The organism is Streptococcus sp. 11273D007BT, assembly GCF_053547195.1.
Window position 1 is genome coordinate 373,037 of record NZ_JBPWPE010000001.1, and the last position, 16,698, is coordinate 389,734.

Genomic DNA, 16,698 nt, shown 5'->3' on the forward strand with positions numbered 1-16,698 from the left:
TGATTTTATAACTTTGTTAAGACTTGCCTAAAGGCATATAATAAATTATTTTTAGAAAAGAGACTTTACTTATGGCAGTAAAAATGGAATATGAAAACGATGTAAAAGTAGCAGCACTTGATGGCAAAAAAATTGCCGTTATTGGTTATGGATCACAAGGTCATGCGCATGCGCAAAACTTGCGTGATTCAGGTCAAGATGTGATTATCGGTGTTCGTGCTGGTAAATCATTTGATAAAGCAAAAGAAGATGGTTTTGAGACTTTTGAAGTTGCAGATGCTGTAAAACAAGCAGATGTTGTTATGATCTTGGCACCAGATGAAATCCAAGCTGATATTTATGAAAATGAAGTAGCTCCAAACCTTAAAGATGGTGCAGCTCTTGGTTTTGCACATGGTTTCAACATCCACTTTGGTTACATCAAAGCACCAGAAAGCGTTGACGTTTTCATGTGTGCGCCTAAAGGACCAGGTCACTTGGTACGTCGTACTTACACTGAAGGATTTGGTGTACCAGCACTTTATGCAGTCTACCAAGATGCAACAGGTAACGCAAAAGACATCGCGATGTCATGGGCTAAAGGTGTAGGATCTGCTCGTGTAGGTCTTATGGAAACAACATTTAAAGAAGAAACAGAAGAAGATCTTTTTGGTGAGCAAGCTGTTCTTTGTGGTGGCTTGACTGCTCTTATTCAAGCAGGTTTTGAAGTGCTTACTGAAGCAGGCTATGCTCCCGAATTGGCTTACTTTGAAGTTCTTCATGAAATGAAATTGATTGTGGACCTTTGCTATGAAGGTGGTTTCAAGAAAATGCGTCAATCAATCTCAAACACAGCTGAATTTGGTGACTATGTCGCTGGTCCACGTGTGATCACTGAACAAGTGAAAGAAAACATGAAAGGTGTACTTGCTGACATCCAATCTGGTAAATTTGCAGATGATTTCGTAACAGACTACAAAAATGGTCGTCCTAAATTGACTGCTTACCGTGAAGCAGCAGCTGATCTTGAAATCGAAAAAGTTGGTGCAGAACTTCGTAAAGCAATGCCATTCGTTGGTCAAAACGATGACGATGCTTTCAAAATCTACAACTAATCGAAACAATTGAAAAACGCTGTTAAAACAGCGTTTTTTCTGCTATAATAAAAGACAGAAAATTTAGATAATAGAGGGGTAAAATGATTACAGCAAAGGATATTCTAAAAGCAAATGCTGTCCTAAAAGATGTTGTTGTTCGTACACCATTGGATTTTGACCGTTATTTATCAGAAAAATATGGAGCAACGATTTATTTGAAGCGTGAAAATATGCAAAAGGTTCGCTCATTTAAACTTAGAGGAGCTTATTACGCGATTTGGAAACTGTCTGATGAGGATAAACAACGCGGGGTTGTTTGTGCTAGTGCGGGAAATCATGCGCAAGGAGTTGCTTATACTTGCAATGAGATGAAGATTCATGCCACAATTTTTATGCCTGTTACAACACCTCAACAAAAGATTGGGCAAGTTCAATTTTTTGGTGGTTCTTTTGTAACAATTAAATTAGTTGGAGATACCTTTGATGCATCAGCTAAAGCAGCGCAAGATTATACAAAAGCAGAAGGAAAAACCTTTATTGATCCTTTTGATGATGATGCGGTACAAGCTGGGCAAGGAACAGTTGCTTATGAAATTTATGAGCAAGCTCAAGAAGAGGGAGTTGTTTTCGATTCTATCTTAGTACCTGTTGGTGGTGGGGGATTAATCTCAGGAGTTGCAACCTATTTTAAAGATGTTGTCCCTGATACAGAAATCATTGGTGTTGAAGCTAGTGGTGCCCGTAGTATGAAGGCTGCTTTTTCTAAAGGACATCCTGTTAAGTTAGAGAAAATTGATAAATTTGCTGACGGTATTGCTGTTCAAAAAGTAGGGCTTAAAACTTATGAAGTTGCAAGAAAGACGGTTGATCGTTTGATAGGAGTGGATGAGGGGTTAATCTCTGAAACCTTGATTGATATGTACTCTAAACAAGGAATTATTGCAGAGCCGGCAGGTGCAGCGAGCATTGCAGCTCTGGAAGTGTTAAAAGATGAGATCCAAGGAAAAACTTTGGTTTGCATTATTTCAGGTGGAAACAATGATATCAACCGTATGCAAGAAATGGAAGAACGTGCCCTCATTTACGATGGCGTTAAGCACTACTTTGTCGTGAATTTTCCACAACGTCCAGGTGCTTTGCGAGAGTTTGTGAATGATATTTTGGGTCCTAATGATGATATTACACGTTTTGAATATATCAAACGTGCCAACAAGGGAACTGGACCAGTTTTGATTGGGATTACCTTGGGAGATAAAAATGATTATGCAGCTTTTATTGATCGCCTATCAGCGTTTGATTCAAGCTATATTAATTTACATGGTAATGAGAGTCTCTATAATATGTTAGTCTAATGATAAGGTTACTAAGTAACCTTATTTTTCTTTACAAGTTTTTTAATCATGGTATAATAAAAATAAAAAGGAGATGATTTTTATGCTATTTGTGAGTTTAATTCCAATGTTTATTGTCCTAGTGTTTATCATTGTGTTGTTGAGTTCTCTTTACGTCGTTAAGCAACAGTCTGTTGCTATTGTGGAGCGGTTTGGGCGCTACCAACGAACAGCAACTAGTGGTATCAACATTCGTCTTCCGTTTGGGATAGATCGTATTGCTGCGCGTGTGCAATTACGATTGTTGCAAAGTGAAATTGTGGTTGAGACTAAAACAAAAGACAATGTTTTTGTGACGTTGAATGTCGCTACTCAGTACCGTGTTAATGAGCAAAATGTAACAGATGCTTATTATAAATTGATGAAACCAGAATCTCAAATTAAGTCTTATATTGAAGATGCTCTTCGCTCTTCCGTCCCTAAATTGACCTTGGATGAACTTTTTGAGAAAAAAGATGAAATCGCCCTAGAAGTTCAACATCAAGTGGCGGAAGAAATGTCCACTTATGGGTATATTATTGTGAAGACTTTGATCACAAAAGTTGAGCCTGATGCTGAGGTCAAACAGTCAATGAATGAGATTAATGCGGCACAAAGAAAGCGTGTTGCTGCTCAAGAATTAGCTGAGGCTGATAAGATTAAAATTGTAACGGCAGCAGAAGCAGAGGCTGAAAAAGATCGTCTGCATGGTGTAGGGATTGCCCAACAACGTAAGGCTATTGTGGATGGTTTGGCGGAATCTATTAAAGAGTTGAAAGATTCTAATGTGAGTTTGAGTGAAGAGCAAATCATGTCTATTCTTCTAACCAATCAATATTTGGATACTCTGAATACCTTTGCTAGTAAAGGGAATAGTACTCTTTTTCTTCCTTCTCATCCAGAAGGGGTTGAAGATATTCGTACCCAAATTTTGTCTGCTTTAAAAGCTAAATAAAAATAATCCGTTAGGTTTTTCCCTAACGGATTATTTTTATTTTAAGAAACGTTTTAAAAACTCTTTTGTTCGTTCTTCTTGAGGATTTTCAAAGAGTTGTTCTGGAGAACCTTGTTCGGCGATAACTCCTTTATCCATGAAAATCACACGGTCAGAGACTTCTTTTGCAAATTCCATCTCATGAGTGACAATAATCATGGTGAGACCAGACTCAGCGAGTTCTTGCATGGTTTTAAGAACTTCTCCCACCATTTCAGGATCCAGTGCGGAAGTAGGCTCATCAAAAAGAATAGCTTCGGGATCGACAGAAAGGGCGCGGGCAATGGCAACACGTTGCTTTTGTCCACCAGATAATTGTGAGGGTTTAGCTTTCCAGTAGCGCTCTCCCATACCGACTTTTTCAAGGTTGGCTTTAGCAATTTTTTCAGCTTCACTACGCTCACGTTTTAGGACTGTGGTTTGTGCAACAATGGCATTTTCAAGGACATTGAGGTTATTAAAGAGGTTAAAACTTTGAAACACCATTCCTAGTTTTTCACGGTAAGTTGTTAAATCGTAACCTTTTTCCAAAACATTTTGTCCATGATAGAGAATCTCACCTTCTGTTGGTGCTTCTAAAAGGTTGATAGAGCGAAGAAAAGTTGATTTACCAGAACCTGATGATCCGATAATTGAAATGACTTCCCCTTTTTCAACGGTTAAAGAAATATCTTTTAAAACTTCATTTTTCCCGAAGGATTTTTTTAAGTGCTTGATTTCTAAAATAGTGTCAGCCATTAGTGTGCTCCTCCGTCTAGACTAGTGTAATTATCTTGGTCAAATCTCTTTTCAACATAGCGTAGAATTCGTGTGACAGTGAAGGTCAATACGAAGTAAATCACTGCAATGATAAAGAAAGTTTGGAAGTATTGGTAGGTTTGAGTCGCTACAGTATTTCCTGAGAAATAAAGTTCCACCACAGAGATAACGTTCAATACAGAGGTGTCCTTAATGTTGATGACAAACTCATTTCCTGTTGCAGGAAGAATATTTCGGATAACCTGAGGTAAGACAACTTTGCGCATGGTTTGACCGTGATTCATTCCTAGTGCAGTAGCTGCTTCAAATTGTCCCTTGTCAACAGCGAAAATTCCACCGCGGACAATTTCACTCATGTAGGCACCTGTGTTGATGGAAACGATAAAAATAGCAGCAAGGGTACGATCAAGTGAGATACCAAAAGCTTGAGCGGTACCATAATAAATGACCATTGATTGAACGATCATCGGTGTTCCACGGAAAACTTCGATATAGACATTTAAGAACCAGCCAAATAATTTTTGTAAGAAAGCTAAGACTTTGTTGCTGGCAACAGGTGCTGTACGATAAACACCGATTAAAAGACCAATTAAAGTTCCTACGATTGTTCCGATAATAGAAATGAGGAGTGTCATCCCTGTTCCACGTAGAAGAGCCTTCCAGTTGTTGGTCAAGATGTTCCATGCTTGTGTTAAGAAGTTCGGATTTTCTTGTTCAGCTTCTTTTTCTATAGGTTGTTTGGGGATAATGCTATCCATCAGTTGAGTTTGTTCTTCTTTACTGAAAGTAGCTAATACGTTATTAACTTGATTCACCAGGTCGTCACCCTTACGGACTCCAATTGCCAGGGCGACATCTGATTCGCTAACTTCAAACCCTTCTTTTAGAGAGATCATCTTAAAACTACTATCAGCGAGTTGAGCTGAGATACCGTCTGGACGTTCTGAAACGTAGGCATCAATTACTCCTGATTTTAAAGCTTGACGCATTTGTCCAAAGTCTCCCATTGCCGTTTGTTGATTAACATCAGGGATTTGGCTAATCAGGTTATAGAGGTAAACACCTTGTTGAGAAGTTACTTTAGCTCCAGAAAAATCGGATAATTTAGTAGCATTGGCATAGTTTCCATCAGATTTAACGACTAAAACTGGCTCACTGGTATAGTAGCTATTTGTAAAGTTAATCTCTTTTTTACGTTCTTCAGTGGGACTCATGCCAGCGATGATGAGATCGATTTTACCAGATGTTAAGGCAGGGACTAGACCTTCCCATTTTGTTTTTACGACTAAAGGTTCTTTGCCGAGCGCTTCAGCTATCTTTTTAGCAACTTGAACGTCGTATCCGTTGGCGTATTGATTGGTACCTTCAATTTTAACAGCTCCGTTGGAGTTGTCATCTTGCGTCCAGTTAAATGGTGCATAAGCCGCCTCCATACCGACACGCAAGTACTCATCGGCTTGAGCAGACGTCATTCCTCCGAAGGTGACCGCTAAAGCGATAAGTAAGGTCATTAGTATTTTTTTCATTAAGTACTCCTATTAAAATGTATTACCTTACTATTTTACAGGAAAATAGAGGGTATTTCAATATAAGTGACTATAAAAAATAAGAGCGGTTTTAGACAAGATAGGATATAATAATAAAAGGTCCTCTCTCTTTTAAATGTTTTTGGAATTTGCTATAATAAGGCGATGAAAAAAAATAAGGAGAAATCATGCTAATTATTGAATTGTTAAAAGCTCTCATTTTTGGAGTAGTGGAAGGGATCACTGAGTGGCTACCCGTTTCTAGTACGGGGCATTTGATTTTGGTTCAAGAGTTTATTAACTTCTCTGGGCAAGATAAGGCTTTTTTAGATGTATTTAATGTTGTTATTCAGCTAGGTGCTATTATGGCGGTGGTAGTGGTTTACTTTAAGCGTCTTAATCCATTTCAACCAGGCAAGACAAAGCTTGAGATGGCAGAAACATTTCAACTATGGCTTAAAGTCGTGATTGCTATTATTCCTGTGATGATTGCTGGCTTGTTATGGGACGATTGGTTTGAGGCGCACTTTTATAACTTTGTTTCAGTAGCTTTGATGCTAATTTTATATGGTTTTATTTTTATTTGGATTGAAAATCGTCAAAAGGGTGTGAAACCAAAAATCACTAGTTTATCTGAGTTATCTTACCAGACGGCTCTTTTTATTGGATTATTCCAATTGTTAAGTCTTATGCCAGGGACAAGTCGTTCTGGAGCAACGATTATTGGAGGGCTTTTGTTAGGGACTAGCCGTGCAGTTGTGACAGAATTTACGTTCTTTTTAGGGATTCCTGTCATGTTTGGGGCAAGTTTGTTAAAAATTGTAAAATTTATTAAAGATGGACATCATTTTGTAGTGGATCAATTGTTAATTTTGAGCTTTGCTATGATTGTTGCTTTTGTGGTGAGTCTATTTGCTATCCGTTTCTTAACTAACTTTGTTAAAAAACATGATTTCAAGATTTTTGGTTATTACCGCATTGTTTTGGGATTGCTTTTGTTGATTTACTATGCTTTTAGTATTTTTCTTGCATAACCTAAATGTAGGGCTAGGATTGATATTCCTAGCCTTTTCTGCTTAAAATTGAAAAAAGTTGGGCTTTCCTGTATAATAAAATGAATAAACAGTGCGAGGAATAGATAAGTTATGGAAATGAAGATTATCAGTGACTCAACGGTTAAAATCACGATTACTCTAGAAGATTTGGAAGAACGTGATATGGAGTTGAGTGACTTTTTAGTACCACAAGAAAAAACAGAGGAATTTTTTTACTCTATCTTAGATGAAATTGAGCTCCCAGAGAGTTTTAAAAATAGTGGGATGTTAAGTTTTAGAGTAACACCAAAACCAAAACATATTGATGTTTTTGTGACTAAATCTGATTTTAATAAAGAAATGAAATTGGAGGATTTACCCGACTTGGCAGATCTGGATGACGTTTCAGATATGACACCTGAAGATCTTTTGAAAACATTGGAAAAAGCTATGAAAGATGTCAGTGATCCAGAAGCTCAAGCGCGTTTAGAGGAGGCTGAAAAACAAGAACGGTTGTCTTCTTCCGCGGATGAAGAGTCAGAGGAAGAAGAGGTTTTGAGTGTCCATGCTTATGTTTTACATTTTTCAGATATTAGAGATGCAATTCGATTTGCTCACTCAAATCAAGAAGAAATTACTTTATCAGAATTATACAAGGATAAGACAGGCTATTATTTAGCAATTCTAATGGATTTGTCAGGAAAACGTTCTTATTATGCAGAATGGGTTAAAGCAAGGTTTTTAGAATTTTCTAGTGATACTACAAAAACACGTCCTTATCTTGCAGAGCATGCTCAATTGATTTTAGCTAATGAAGCTGTTGAGCAACTAAGTGCTCTCAAGTATCAACTGGAGATTGACTAAGTTATGACGGCTTTTACACTTGATTATATTTTAGTTTTAATCGCTGCATTTATGATGTCTCTTATTCTGACGCCTATAGTTCGATTTTTATCCTTTAGAGTGGGAGCAGTTGACAATCCCAATGCTAGACGTATCAATAAGGTTCCCATGCCTAGTGCTGGGGGGTTAGCAATATTTTTTTCTTTCTTGATTGCGACTCTTATTTTAATGCCACTTGTTTTGAAAAACTGGGAGCAGTCTTACTTTCACTATATTTTACCTGTTGTATTGGGAGGAGTAATCATTGTGATTACTGGATTTATAGATGATATTTATGAATTAAAGCCAAAACTAAAGATGATAGGAATTGTATTAGCCGCTGTTTTAGTTTGGTACTTCACGGAGTTTCGGTTCGATAGTTTTAAAATTCCGTTTGGTGGTCCATTAATTCAGTTTAGTCCCATACTCACTTTTATTGTGACGGTGATTTGGATTGTAGGTATTACAAATGCTGTTAATTTTTTAGATGGTTTAGATGGCTTGGTTTCAGGAGTAGCGATTATTTCTTTGACGACAATGGGATTAATTTCTAATTTCTTTCTTTTTAAGTCAGACATTTATTTGACGCTCACCATTTTCGTCTTGATTATGTCTATTGCAGGCTTTTTTCCTTATAATTACAATCCAGCTATCATTTATTTAGGGGATACTGGTGCTCTCTTTATTGGATTTATGATTGGTGTTTTATCTTTACAAGGGTTAAAAAATGCAACGGCTGTAGCCGTTCTATCACCAGTTTTAGTTTTGGGAGTTCCTATTGTTGACACCGCAGTAGCTATTTTAAGACGTAAGCTTTCTGGAAAGAAAATTTCAGAAGCTGACCGCATGCATCTCCATCATAGATTGCTTGCTATGGGCTTTACTCACCGAGGTGCTGTTTTGGTAGTCTATGGCATTGCTATGTTATTTTCTTTGACGTCTCTTTTGCTCAATGTTTCAAGTCGTATTGGAGGAATTTTACTTCTTCTTGGAATGGGAATTATTGTGGAACTTTTTGTAGAAAACTTAGAGATTTTAGGTGAAGGAAGAACACCCGTTTTGAATCTGTTGAAATTTATCGGCAATAGCTCTTATCGTCAAGAGGTGCTTGAAAAACGCAAGCAAAGAAAATGATAATGTTATTAAAAGCTCCAATTTGGAGCTTTTTTTGATGTTGAAAGATAGAGGAGGTTTTGTGACGATATAAGGGAAATCAACTTTTTCATAAGCCGATTGATAGAGAAAGTAGTGATTTTTTGTTATAATGATTCTTGTTAAACAAGAAAGGAGCGTACAATGTCTGTACTTGAAATAAAAGATCTTCATGTTTCTATTGAAGATAAAGAAATCTTAAAAGGTGTGAATTTAACACTTAAAACTGGAGAAGTAGCAGCGATCATGGGGCCTAATGGAACAGGGAAATCCACGCTATCTGCAGCAATCATGGGAAATCCCAATTTTGAGGTCACTCAGGGTGAGATTCTTTTTGATGGTGAAAATATTCTAGAATTAGAAGTTGACGAACGTGCACGTCTAGGCTTGTTTCTTGCCATGCAATATCCTTCTGAGATTCCAGGTATTACTAATGCAGAGTTTATTCGTGCGGCCATGAATGCTGGTAAAGAAGATGACGAGAAGATTTCAGTCATGGATTTTATCACCAAGTTGGATGAAAAAATGGAATTGCTTGGTATGAAAGAAGAAATGGCAGAGCGCTATCTCAACGAAGGTTTCTCAGGTGGTGAGAAAAAACGAAATGAGATTTTGCAATTATTGATGCTTGAACCTAAGTTTGCCCTTCTTGATGAGATTGACTCTGGTTTAGATATTGATGCCCTTAAAGTCGTTTCAAAAGGTGTTAATGCGATGCGTGGTGAAGGTTTTGGTGCCATGATTATTACACACTACCAACGTTTGTTGAATTATATTACTCCAGATGTCGTTCACGTTATGATGGATGGACGTGTGGTTCTCTCAGGTGGTGCCGAATTGGCAGCGCGTCTTGAAAAAGAAGGTTATGCTAAAATTGCTGAAGAACTTGGTCTGGAATATACAGAGGAAGTTTAAGAATCCAGCCTTTATTCTATAAGGAGTAAACATGACAAGAGATAATATTTTAAACTTCTCACAAAGTAAAGCCGAACCTATTTGGCTTCAAGAGCGCCGTTTAGCAGCTTTTGATAAACTTGAGGAGTTGGCACTTCCAGTAATTGAACGTGTCAAGTTTCAACGCTGGAATTTAGGTGATGGGACATTAACAGAGACAGATGTAGTCGGTACAGTTCCAGATTTTACTGCTTTAGGAGAAAATCCTAAACTGGTTCAAGTGGGAACACAGACTGTTATGGAGCAATTATCACCAGACTTAATAGCAAAAGGGGTAGTCTTTACAGATTTTTATTCTGCACTAGATGAAATTCCAGAGATTATTGAAAAACACTTTGGATCTGCGGTTGCCTTTGATGAACATAAGCTTGCGGCTTATCATACGGCTTACTTTAATAGTGCAGCTGTGCTTTATGTGCCAGATAATGTTGAGATTGACCTTCCTATAGAGGGAATTTTTCTACAAGATAGCACATCTTCTGTTCCTTTTAATAAGCACATTTTACTGATTGCAGGAAAACACTCTAAAGTGAATTACTTAGAACGTTTTGAAACGATTGGTTTAGGTGATGTACCAGTTTCAGCAAATATTTCAGTAGAAGTTATTGCTGAAGCGGGTAGTCAAGTGAAGTTTTCTGCTATTGACCGCTTAGGTGAAAATGTTACAACTTTTATTAGTCGTAGAGGACGTCTAGGCAATGATGCTAGCATTGACTGGGCACTTGGTGTGATGAATGAAGGAAATGTCGTCGCAGATTTTGATAGTGATCTTATTGGAAACGGCAGTCACGCTAATCTTAAAGTGGTTGCTGCATCAAGCGGTCGTCAAGTTCAAGGGATTGATACCCGTGTGACCAACTATGGACACAATTCTGTAGGGCATATTTTGCAACATGGGGTTATCTTAGAACGTGGGACATTGACATTTAATGGAATTGGTCATATCATTAAAGGAGCAAAAGGAGCAGATGCACAACAAGAAAGCCGTGTCTTGATGTTATCAGATAAGGCACGAAGTGATGCCAATCCGATTCTTTTAATTGATGAAAATGAAGTGACAGCAGGCCATGCTGCTTCTATTGGTCAGGTTGATCCTGAAGATATGTATTACCTGATGAGTCGTGGTATTGATCAAGTTACTGCAGAACGCTTGGTTATCCGCGGTTTCCTAGGAGCAGTCATTACAGAGATTCCTGTCAAAGAAGTTCGTGATGAAATGATTGCTGTCTTGGATAAAAAATTAGATAAGAGATAAAAGATGAGCCAATTTGATAGTTACCATATCCGAGAGGATTTTCCAATTTTAGACCAATCGGTTCATGATGAGCCTTTAGTTTACCTTGATAATGCCGCCACAACACAAAAACCCAAACAAGTTTTGGAGATATTGACCCATTACTATGAAACTAATAATGCTAATGTTCACCGTGGAGTTCATACCTTGGCAGAGCGGGCGACTGCAGACTATGAAGCTGCGCGTGAAAAAATACGTGCTTTCATCAATGCCAAAACTTCAAAGGAAATCCTTTTTACCAGAGGGACGACAACTGGTCTAAACTGGGTTGCACAATTTGCAACAGAACAACTATCAAAAGGAGATGAGGTGATGATTTCTATTATGGAGCATCATTCTAATATCATTCCTTGGCAAGAAGTCTGCCGCAAAACAGGTGCGAAGCTGACCTATGTCTATCTAAAAGATGGCCAATTAGATTTGGATGATTTACGATCAAAGTTAAGCTCTAAAACAAAATTTGTTAGCATTGCTCATGTTTCAAATGTTCTTGGTTGTACGAATCCTGTTAAAGAGATTGCTGAGTTAGCTCATCAAGTAGGAGCCTACATGATTGTGGATGGGGCTCAGTCTATTCCTCATATGAAGATTGATGTTCAGGATTTAGACTGTGATTTCTTTGCTTTTTCTGGCCATAAGATGATGGGTCCAACGGGAATTGGAGTTCTCTATGGTAAGCAAGAGCTATTGAATACCATGTCACCTGTTGAATTTGGTGGAGAGATGATTGACTTTGTTTATGAACAAGAAGCAACATGGAAAGAGTTGCCTTGGAAATTTGAAGCTGGAACTCCTAACATTGCTGGGGCAATTGCTTTAGGAGCTGCGGTGGATTATTTAACAGGCATCGGTATGGATGCTATTCATGCTTATGAACAAGAGTTAGTGGATTATGTCTTACCAAAACTTCAAGCGATTGAAGGGCTAACAGTTTATGGACCACAAGAAACCAAAGAGCACAGTGGTGTGATAGCATTTAATCTAGATGGGCTACATCCTCATGATGTCGCAACAGCTCTTGATTACGAGGGTGTTGCAGTACGAGCAGGACACCATTGTGCCCAACCTTTGATTCATCATCTAGGAATTTCATCGGCTGCCAGAGCTAGTTTTTATATTTATAATACCAAAGAAGATTGTGACAAGTTGGTTGAAGCAATAGAAAAGACAAAGGAGTTTTTCCATGGCACTTTCTAAATTAGACTCTCTTTATATGGCAGTAGTGGCTGATCATTCTAAACACCCCCATCATCATGGTTTTTTAGAAGGAGTTGAGCAGATTAATCTGAACAACCCGACCTGTGGAGATGTGATTAGTTTATCTGTTAAACTAGAGGATGATCGTATTGCAGATATTGCTTTTGCAGGAGATGGGTGTACGATTTCAACAGCCTCTTCTAGTATGATGACGGATGCTGTTTTAGGAAAAAGCAGAGCTGAAGCTTTAGAGTTAGCGGATATTTTTTCTAAGATGGTTCAAGGAAAGGTGGACAGCAGACAAAAATCTTTGGGAGAAGCTTCCTTATTAGCGGGAGTTTCTAAGTTTCCTCAACGAATCAAATGCTCGACACTAGCTTGGAATGCCTTGCGAAAAGCACTTGAAGAAAATTAACCGATAAAAAATCTTATAGATTTTAATCATAAAAAACGCAACTGACAAAACTCTTTTGTTTTCTGTTTAAAGATTTTGTCGGATGATAAGAAAGGATTGTTATGTCTGAAAATGAAAAGGTAGAGCCAAAGCCGATTGATCTTGGTGAATATAAATTTGGCTTTCATGACGATGTCACTCCTCTTATCTCAACAGGTAAGGGATTGACAGAAGCAGTTGTCCGTGAGTTATCAGCTGCTAAAAATGAACCTGAGTGGATGTTAGATTTCCGTTTGAAATCTCTTGAAACCTTTAATAAAATGCCCATGCAAGAATGGGGACCAGATCTTTCTGATATTAATTTTGATGATATTATTTATTATCAAAAAGCATCTGACAGACCAGCGCGTTCATGGGAAGATGTTCCAGAAAAAATTAAGGAGACTTTTGAGCGCATTGGGATTCCAGAAGCAGAACGTGCTTATCTAGCAGGAGCTTCTGCTCAGTATGAATCTGAAGTTGTTTACCACAACATGAAAGAAGAGTTTGAAAAGTTAGGCATTATCTTTACAGATACAGACTCTGCTTTGAAAGAATATCCAGATTTGTTTAAGCAGTATTTTGCAAAATTGGTGCCGCCAACTGATAATAAGTTAGCTGCTCTAAACTCAGCTGTATGGTCTGGTGGGACGTTTATTTATGTTCCAAAAGGCGTTAAGGTGGATATTCCACTTCAAACGTATTTCCGTATTAACAATGAAAATACTGGACAATTTGAACGGACTTTGATTATTGTTGATGAAGGTGCAAGTGTTCATTATGTTGAAGGATGTACAGCTCCAACTTACTCTAGTAACAGTCTCCATGCTGCTATTGTAGAAATTTTTGCATTAGATGGTGCTTATATGCGCTATACGACTATTCAAAACTGGTCTGATAATGTTTACAACTTAGTAACCAAACGTGCACGTGCGACAAAAGATGCGACGGTCGAGTGGATCGATGGTAACCTTGGAGCTAAGACTACTATGAAATACCCATCTGTTTATTTGGATGGTGAGGGAGCTCGTGGAACCATGCTTTCGATTGCATTTGCTAATGCAGGGCAAAATCAAGATACAGGTGCTAAGATGATCCATAATGCGCCACGTACATCATCATCTATTGTGTCAAAATCGATTGCAAAAGGTGGAGGTGAAGTCAATTATCGTGGACAGGTCACTTTTGCTAAAAATTCAGCAAAATCGGTCAGTCATATTGAGTGTGATACGATTATTATGGATGACTTATCAAAATCTGATACTATCCCATTTAATGAAATTCATAACTCTCAAGTTGCCCTTGAGCACGAAGCGAAAGTTTCAAAAATTTCAGAGGAACAACTTTATTATCTCATGAGTCGAGGCTTGTCAGAGCAAGAAGCGACAGAGATGATTGTTATGGGATTTGTTGAACCATTTACTAAGGAACTTCCGATGGAATATGCTGTTGAGCTTAACCGTTTGATCAGCTATGAAATGGAAGGATCTGTCGGATAAATAATAGAGCCTTTTAGGCAAAACAAAAAGTCAAACAAATAAATGTTTGACTTTTTTGATTTATAAAGAGGACTGGAGGTCTAATGGAAAAATCTTACCAAAATCAGATTCTTCGATGACTATTGGACTGTTCATATTAACACTGACCAGTTGTTCTTCAAGATAATCTTTTTGATCATCTCCATAAGTCACTTTTCCTAAGGTTTGATTTTTTTCAATAGGTGCGGTAATGACTGATTTTAGGGGAGTAAAGGTCAGTTTTTCTAGCGTTTTATCTTTTTCTTTGACAATAGTAAGATTACTTTGTGCTACTAGGGTAACTTTATTAGTCTTGCCATCCAAAATAGTGACGGTACTTTGTTTTGCTTGGCCTTTTTTTAGGATAGTGCTGAGTTCAAAATGCTGTTTGATATAGTCTAAAAGATGAGCTGTTTCAGTGAAGCGATTGTAGTCATCGTCGTTATCTGTAGCATGTAAGATGATGGTAAAAACACGCATCTGATTGATGGTAGCGGTAGCTATAAAGGAAGGACCAGATTGTTCAGTTGTTCCCGTTTTTAAGCCATCAATGCCACTATAAGCTTTAGCCATGCTTGGTAGCATTTGATTAGAGGACGTTACGGTTTGTCCGTCAAAGGAAATCTTAGCTTGGCTTGTAATAGTGAGAATTTCAGGGAAGTCAGTTAAGAGATGCCTAGCTATAGTGGCTAAATCTTTGGCAGAAAGAAGATTTTCATCGGAAGTTTTGCTGCCAGGATAGATATTTTTACCAAGATATTTATTATTTAATCCAGAAGCATTCACAATCAGATGATTGGTAATCCCCCAACTATCCAATTGGTCTCGCATGCGATTAACAAATTGACTTTCAGAACCTGAAATATGCTCGGCCAAGGCAATGGCTGCGGTATTTGAACTAGAAACAAGAGCGGCTTCAACAAGTTCTTTAACTGTGTACTCACGTTTAGACATAGGAACATTGCTGAGTTCTTTATTGTCTAAAAGTTGATAAGCATAGTCTGAGATGCTTACCTTAGTAGACCAGCTCAGTTTGTGACGCTCAATATCTTGATAAACCAAATAGATGGTAAGGAGTTTTGTGATACTGGCTATAGGTACTTTTTTATCAGCATTTTTTTGATAAAGAATTTTTCCCGTTGACATCTCAACCGCTAATGCTTGTTCAGCTTTAATGGTTGGTAGCTCAGATGCTTTAGTGATGATAGGAAAACAGATGCTACAAAAGTATAGGATAAAAATGAGGCTATATTTTTTAAAGTTTTTCATTAACATATTTAACAAAATGATTCCACCAAACTTTGAAAAAGATACTACGTTTTAAATTTTCTTGAGCAACCATCTCAACACTAGGGGCCTCTCCGATATAGCCAGAGCCTACAATGTCATCATCTTTAAAAATTGCTTTTCCAACAACTTGTCCTTGTTGAATGGGAGCAAGGTATCCTTCGCTACTACTAGAAAAGTTGAGATTATTTTTAGACTCACTGTGTTTGAGTTGGACAGCTTTTAAGTCCTCTTTGGCAACGGCGGTAATGGTTTTTTGCTTACCATCAACAACAGTAGCTTGACTGGTTTTAAAGGACTTACCTTTTCCTAGGACGGTGGTCATTTCATAGTTTAAATTAACGTAGTTTAGTAATTCATTAGTCGCCACAAAACGCGCAAAATCGTTGCTATCAGAGTTATCGGCGTTGAGAACAACCGTGATGATAGACATATTGTTTTCTGTCGAACTGGCAACGAAAGATTGACCAGCAGCATCAGTTGTTCCAGTTTTTAGACCATCCACTCCTTCTCGGTAGTAAGGTTGATCTTTTAACATGTAGTTGGTTGATGTTAAGGTCATTCCAGCAAATTGAGCAGTAGGTTTTGATGTTATAGATAAGACATCAGGGTATTCTGTAATGAGATGTTGAGCAATAATAGCCAGACTTTTTGCTGACAAGCGATTTTCAGCATCCTTGGCTGTACCTGGGTAAATATTATCCCCTAAAACTTCGTTGTTCAGTCCAGAAGCGTTAACGATTTGATAATCTGTAATTCCCCATTCTTCTAGTTGGGCGCGCATTTTATCCACAAATTGTGGTTCGGACCCAGCGATTTGTTCAGCCAAAGCAATCGCAGCACTATTAGCGCTGGCAACTAAACTAGCAGTAACCAGTTGTTTAACAGTGTATTCTCTAGCTTCTAGGGGAACATTACTAGCTTCTGAATTAGTGGTGAGATTATAAGCATAGTCTGAGATGGGAACCTTGGTTTCCCAAGTTAGATTTCCTTGATCAATTTCTTGATAGACCAAATAGATGGTTAAGAGTTTTGTAATAGAAGCGATAGGAGCTGTTTGTTCAGCCTTTTTTTCATAGAGAATTTTTCCAGTTGTTGTCTCAATGGCGATAGCGTGTTTAGCAGAGACATCAAATGAGTCAGCAGATGTCGATACTGCTAAAAATGAAGACAACAAAACGGTTAAGAAGAGTACTATTTTTTTCATCATTTATTTCCTTTTT

At 37.9% G+C, this 16,698-nt stretch carries 15 protein-coding genes; 11 read left to right on the forward strand and 4 right to left on the reverse strand.

Annotation, left to right across the window (positions count from 1 at the left end; genetic code table 11):
• The first annotated feature begins 71 nt into the window (after positions 1-71).
• The 3 genes from ilvC (at position 72) to ACEE75_RS02065 (ending at position 3,401) form a co-directional block, all read left to right on the forward strand.
• A complete protein-coding gene (gene ilvC, locus ACEE75_RS02055) occupies positions 72-1,094 on the forward strand; it encodes a ketol-acid reductoisomerase (protein ID WP_447574249.1) in 1,023 nt (340 codons plus the stop codon).
• Between the two features lie 83 nt (positions 1,095-1,177).
• A complete protein-coding gene (gene ilvA / locus ACEE75_RS02060; RefSeq protein WP_354368997.1) occupies positions 1,178-2,428 on the forward strand; it encodes a threonine ammonia-lyase IlvA in 1,251 nt (416 codons plus the stop codon).
• Positions 2,429-2,510: 82 nt separating this feature from the next.
• Positions 2,511-3,401, forward strand: a complete 891-nt coding sequence (locus tag ACEE75_RS02065) for an SPFH domain-containing protein (protein ID WP_447574248.1) — start codon at positions 2,511-2,513, stop codon at positions 3,399-3,401.
• A gap of 36 nt (positions 3,402-3,437) precedes the next feature.
• Here ACEE75_RS02065 and ACEE75_RS02070 read toward each other — a convergent pair whose 3' ends face one another.
• Both ACEE75_RS02070 and ACEE75_RS02075 read right to left on the reverse strand, forming a co-directional pair.
• Positions 3,438-4,178, reverse strand: coding sequence for an amino acid ABC transporter ATP-binding protein (locus tag ACEE75_RS02070; protein WP_354368993.1), 741 nt, complete (start codon positions 4,176-4,178; stop codon positions 3,438-3,440).
• Positions 4,178-5,725 (reverse strand): ABC transporter substrate-binding protein/permease, encoded by a 1,548-nt coding sequence (locus tag ACEE75_RS02075; RefSeq protein WP_447574247.1) that lies wholly within the window; start codon positions 5,723-5,725, stop codon positions 4,178-4,180. Before ACEE75_RS02075 ends, ACEE75_RS02070 begins: the two co-directional genes overlap by 1 nt.
• Positions 5,726-5,913: 188 nt before the next feature.
• Here ACEE75_RS02075 and ACEE75_RS02080 point away from each other — a divergent pair, with 188 nt between their 5' ends.
• From ACEE75_RS02080 to sufB, 8 genes are all read left to right on the forward strand, one after another.
• A complete protein-coding gene (locus ACEE75_RS02080) occupies positions 5,914-6,759 on the forward strand; it encodes an undecaprenyl-diphosphate phosphatase (RefSeq protein WP_447574246.1) in 846 nt (281 codons plus the stop codon).
• 111 nt (positions 6,760-6,870) lie between these two features.
• Complete coding sequence (locus ACEE75_RS02085) at positions 6,871-7,623, forward strand: adaptor protein MecA (RefSeq protein WP_447574245.1); 753 nt, start codon at positions 6,871-6,873, stop codon at positions 7,621-7,623.
• 3 nt (positions 7,624-7,626) lie between these two features.
• Complete coding sequence (locus ACEE75_RS02090; protein WP_447574244.1) at positions 7,627-8,775, forward strand: glycosyltransferase family 4 protein; 1,149 nt, start codon at positions 7,627-7,629, stop codon at positions 8,773-8,775.
• A 162-nt stretch (positions 8,776-8,937) separates the two neighbouring features.
• On the forward strand, positions 8,938-9,708 hold the full coding sequence (sufC, locus tag ACEE75_RS02095) for a Fe-S cluster assembly ATPase SufC (protein ID WP_354368983.1): 771 nt from the start codon (positions 8,938-8,940) through the stop codon (positions 9,706-9,708).
• 31 nt (positions 9,709-9,739) lie between these two features.
• Positions 9,740-11,002, forward strand: a complete 1,263-nt coding sequence (gene sufD, locus ACEE75_RS02100; RefSeq protein ID WP_427895897.1) for a Fe-S cluster assembly protein SufD — start codon at positions 9,740-9,742, stop codon at positions 11,000-11,002.
• Between the two features lie 3 nt (positions 11,003-11,005).
• Positions 11,006-12,238: a cysteine desulfurase gene (locus ACEE75_RS02105; RefSeq protein ID WP_447574243.1), complete on the forward strand. Its 1,233-nt coding sequence runs from the start codon at positions 11,006-11,008 to the stop codon at positions 12,236-12,238.
• Entirely contained in the window at positions 12,225-12,653 is a 429-nt protein-coding gene (gene sufU / locus ACEE75_RS02110) for a Fe-S cluster assembly sulfur transfer protein SufU (RefSeq protein ID WP_447574242.1), read from the forward strand. The genes ACEE75_RS02105 and sufU overlap by 14 nt, the downstream gene beginning before the upstream one ends.
• 101 nt (positions 12,654-12,754) lie before the next feature.
• The gene (gene sufB / locus ACEE75_RS02115) at positions 12,755-14,170 is read left to right on the forward strand and encodes a Fe-S cluster assembly protein SufB (protein ID WP_427895901.1); all 1,416 of its coding nucleotides are present in this window, start codon (positions 12,755-12,757) and stop codon (positions 14,168-14,170) included.
• 60 nt (positions 14,171-14,230) lie between these two features.
• Here sufB and pbp3 (ACEE75_RS02120) read toward each other — a convergent pair whose 3' ends face one another.
• Positions 14,231-15,457: a D-alanyl-D-alanine carboxypeptidase PBP3 gene (gene pbp3 / locus ACEE75_RS02120; RefSeq protein WP_447574241.1), complete on the reverse strand. Its 1,227-nt coding sequence runs from the start codon at positions 15,455-15,457 to the stop codon at positions 14,231-14,233.
• The gene (gene pbp3 / locus ACEE75_RS02125) at positions 15,444-16,682 is read right to left on the reverse strand and encodes a D-alanyl-D-alanine carboxypeptidase PBP3 (RefSeq protein ID WP_447574240.1); all 1,239 of its coding nucleotides are present in this window, start codon (positions 16,680-16,682) and stop codon (positions 15,444-15,446) included. The genes pbp3 (ACEE75_RS02120) and pbp3 (ACEE75_RS02125) overlap by 14 nt, the downstream gene beginning before the upstream one ends.
• Between the last annotated feature and the right edge of the window lie 16 nt (positions 16,683-16,698).

What these genes read in the sequence shown, in the direction of transcription:
- sufB (WP_427895901.1), top strand. Translation starts at nt 12,755, where the DNA reads ATGTCTGAAAATGAAAAGGTAGAGCCAAAGCCGATTGATCTTGGTGAA.
- sufU (WP_447574242.1), top strand. Translation starts at nt 12,225, where the DNA reads ATGGCACTTTCTAAATTAGACTCTCTTTATATGGCAGTAGTGGCTGAT.
- ilvC (WP_447574249.1), top strand. Translation starts at nt 72, where the DNA reads ATGGCAGTAAAAATGGAATATGAAAACGATGTAAAAGTAGCAGCACTT.
- ACEE75_RS02075 (WP_447574247.1), bottom strand. Translation starts at nt 5,725, where the DNA reads ATGAAAAAAATACTAATGACCTTACTTATCGCTTTAGCGGTCACCTTC.
- ACEE75_RS02065 (WP_447574248.1), top strand. Translation starts at nt 2,511, where the DNA reads ATGCTATTTGTGAGTTTAATTCCAATGTTTATTGTCCTAGTGTTTATC.
- pbp3 (WP_447574241.1), bottom strand. Translation starts at nt 15,457, where the DNA reads ATGAAAAACTTTAAAAAATATAGCCTCATTTTTATCCTATACTTTTGT.
- pbp3 (WP_447574240.1), bottom strand. Translation starts at nt 16,682, where the DNA reads ATGAAAAAAATAGTACTCTTCTTAACCGTTTTGTTGTCTTCATTTTTA.
- sufD (WP_427895897.1), top strand. Translation starts at nt 9,740, where the DNA reads ATGACAAGAGATAATATTTTAAACTTCTCACAAAGTAAAGCCGAACCT.
- ACEE75_RS02085 (WP_447574245.1), top strand. Translation starts at nt 6,871, where the DNA reads ATGGAAATGAAGATTATCAGTGACTCAACGGTTAAAATCACGATTACT.
- ACEE75_RS02105 (WP_447574243.1), top strand. Translation starts at nt 11,006, where the DNA reads ATGAGCCAATTTGATAGTTACCATATCCGAGAGGATTTTCCAATTTTA.
- sufC (WP_354368983.1), top strand. Translation starts at nt 8,938, where the DNA reads ATGTCTGTACTTGAAATAAAAGATCTTCATGTTTCTATTGAAGATAAA.
- ACEE75_RS02080 (WP_447574246.1), top strand. Translation starts at nt 5,914, where the DNA reads ATGCTAATTATTGAATTGTTAAAAGCTCTCATTTTTGGAGTAGTGGAA.
- ACEE75_RS02090 (WP_447574244.1), top strand. Translation starts at nt 7,627, where the DNA reads ATGACGGCTTTTACACTTGATTATATTTTAGTTTTAATCGCTGCATTT.
- ACEE75_RS02070 (WP_354368993.1), bottom strand. Translation starts at nt 4,178, where the DNA reads ATGGCTGACACTATTTTAGAAATCAAGCACTTAAAAAAATCCTTCGGG.
- ilvA (WP_354368997.1), top strand. Translation starts at nt 1,178, where the DNA reads ATGATTACAGCAAAGGATATTCTAAAAGCAAATGCTGTCCTAAAAGAT.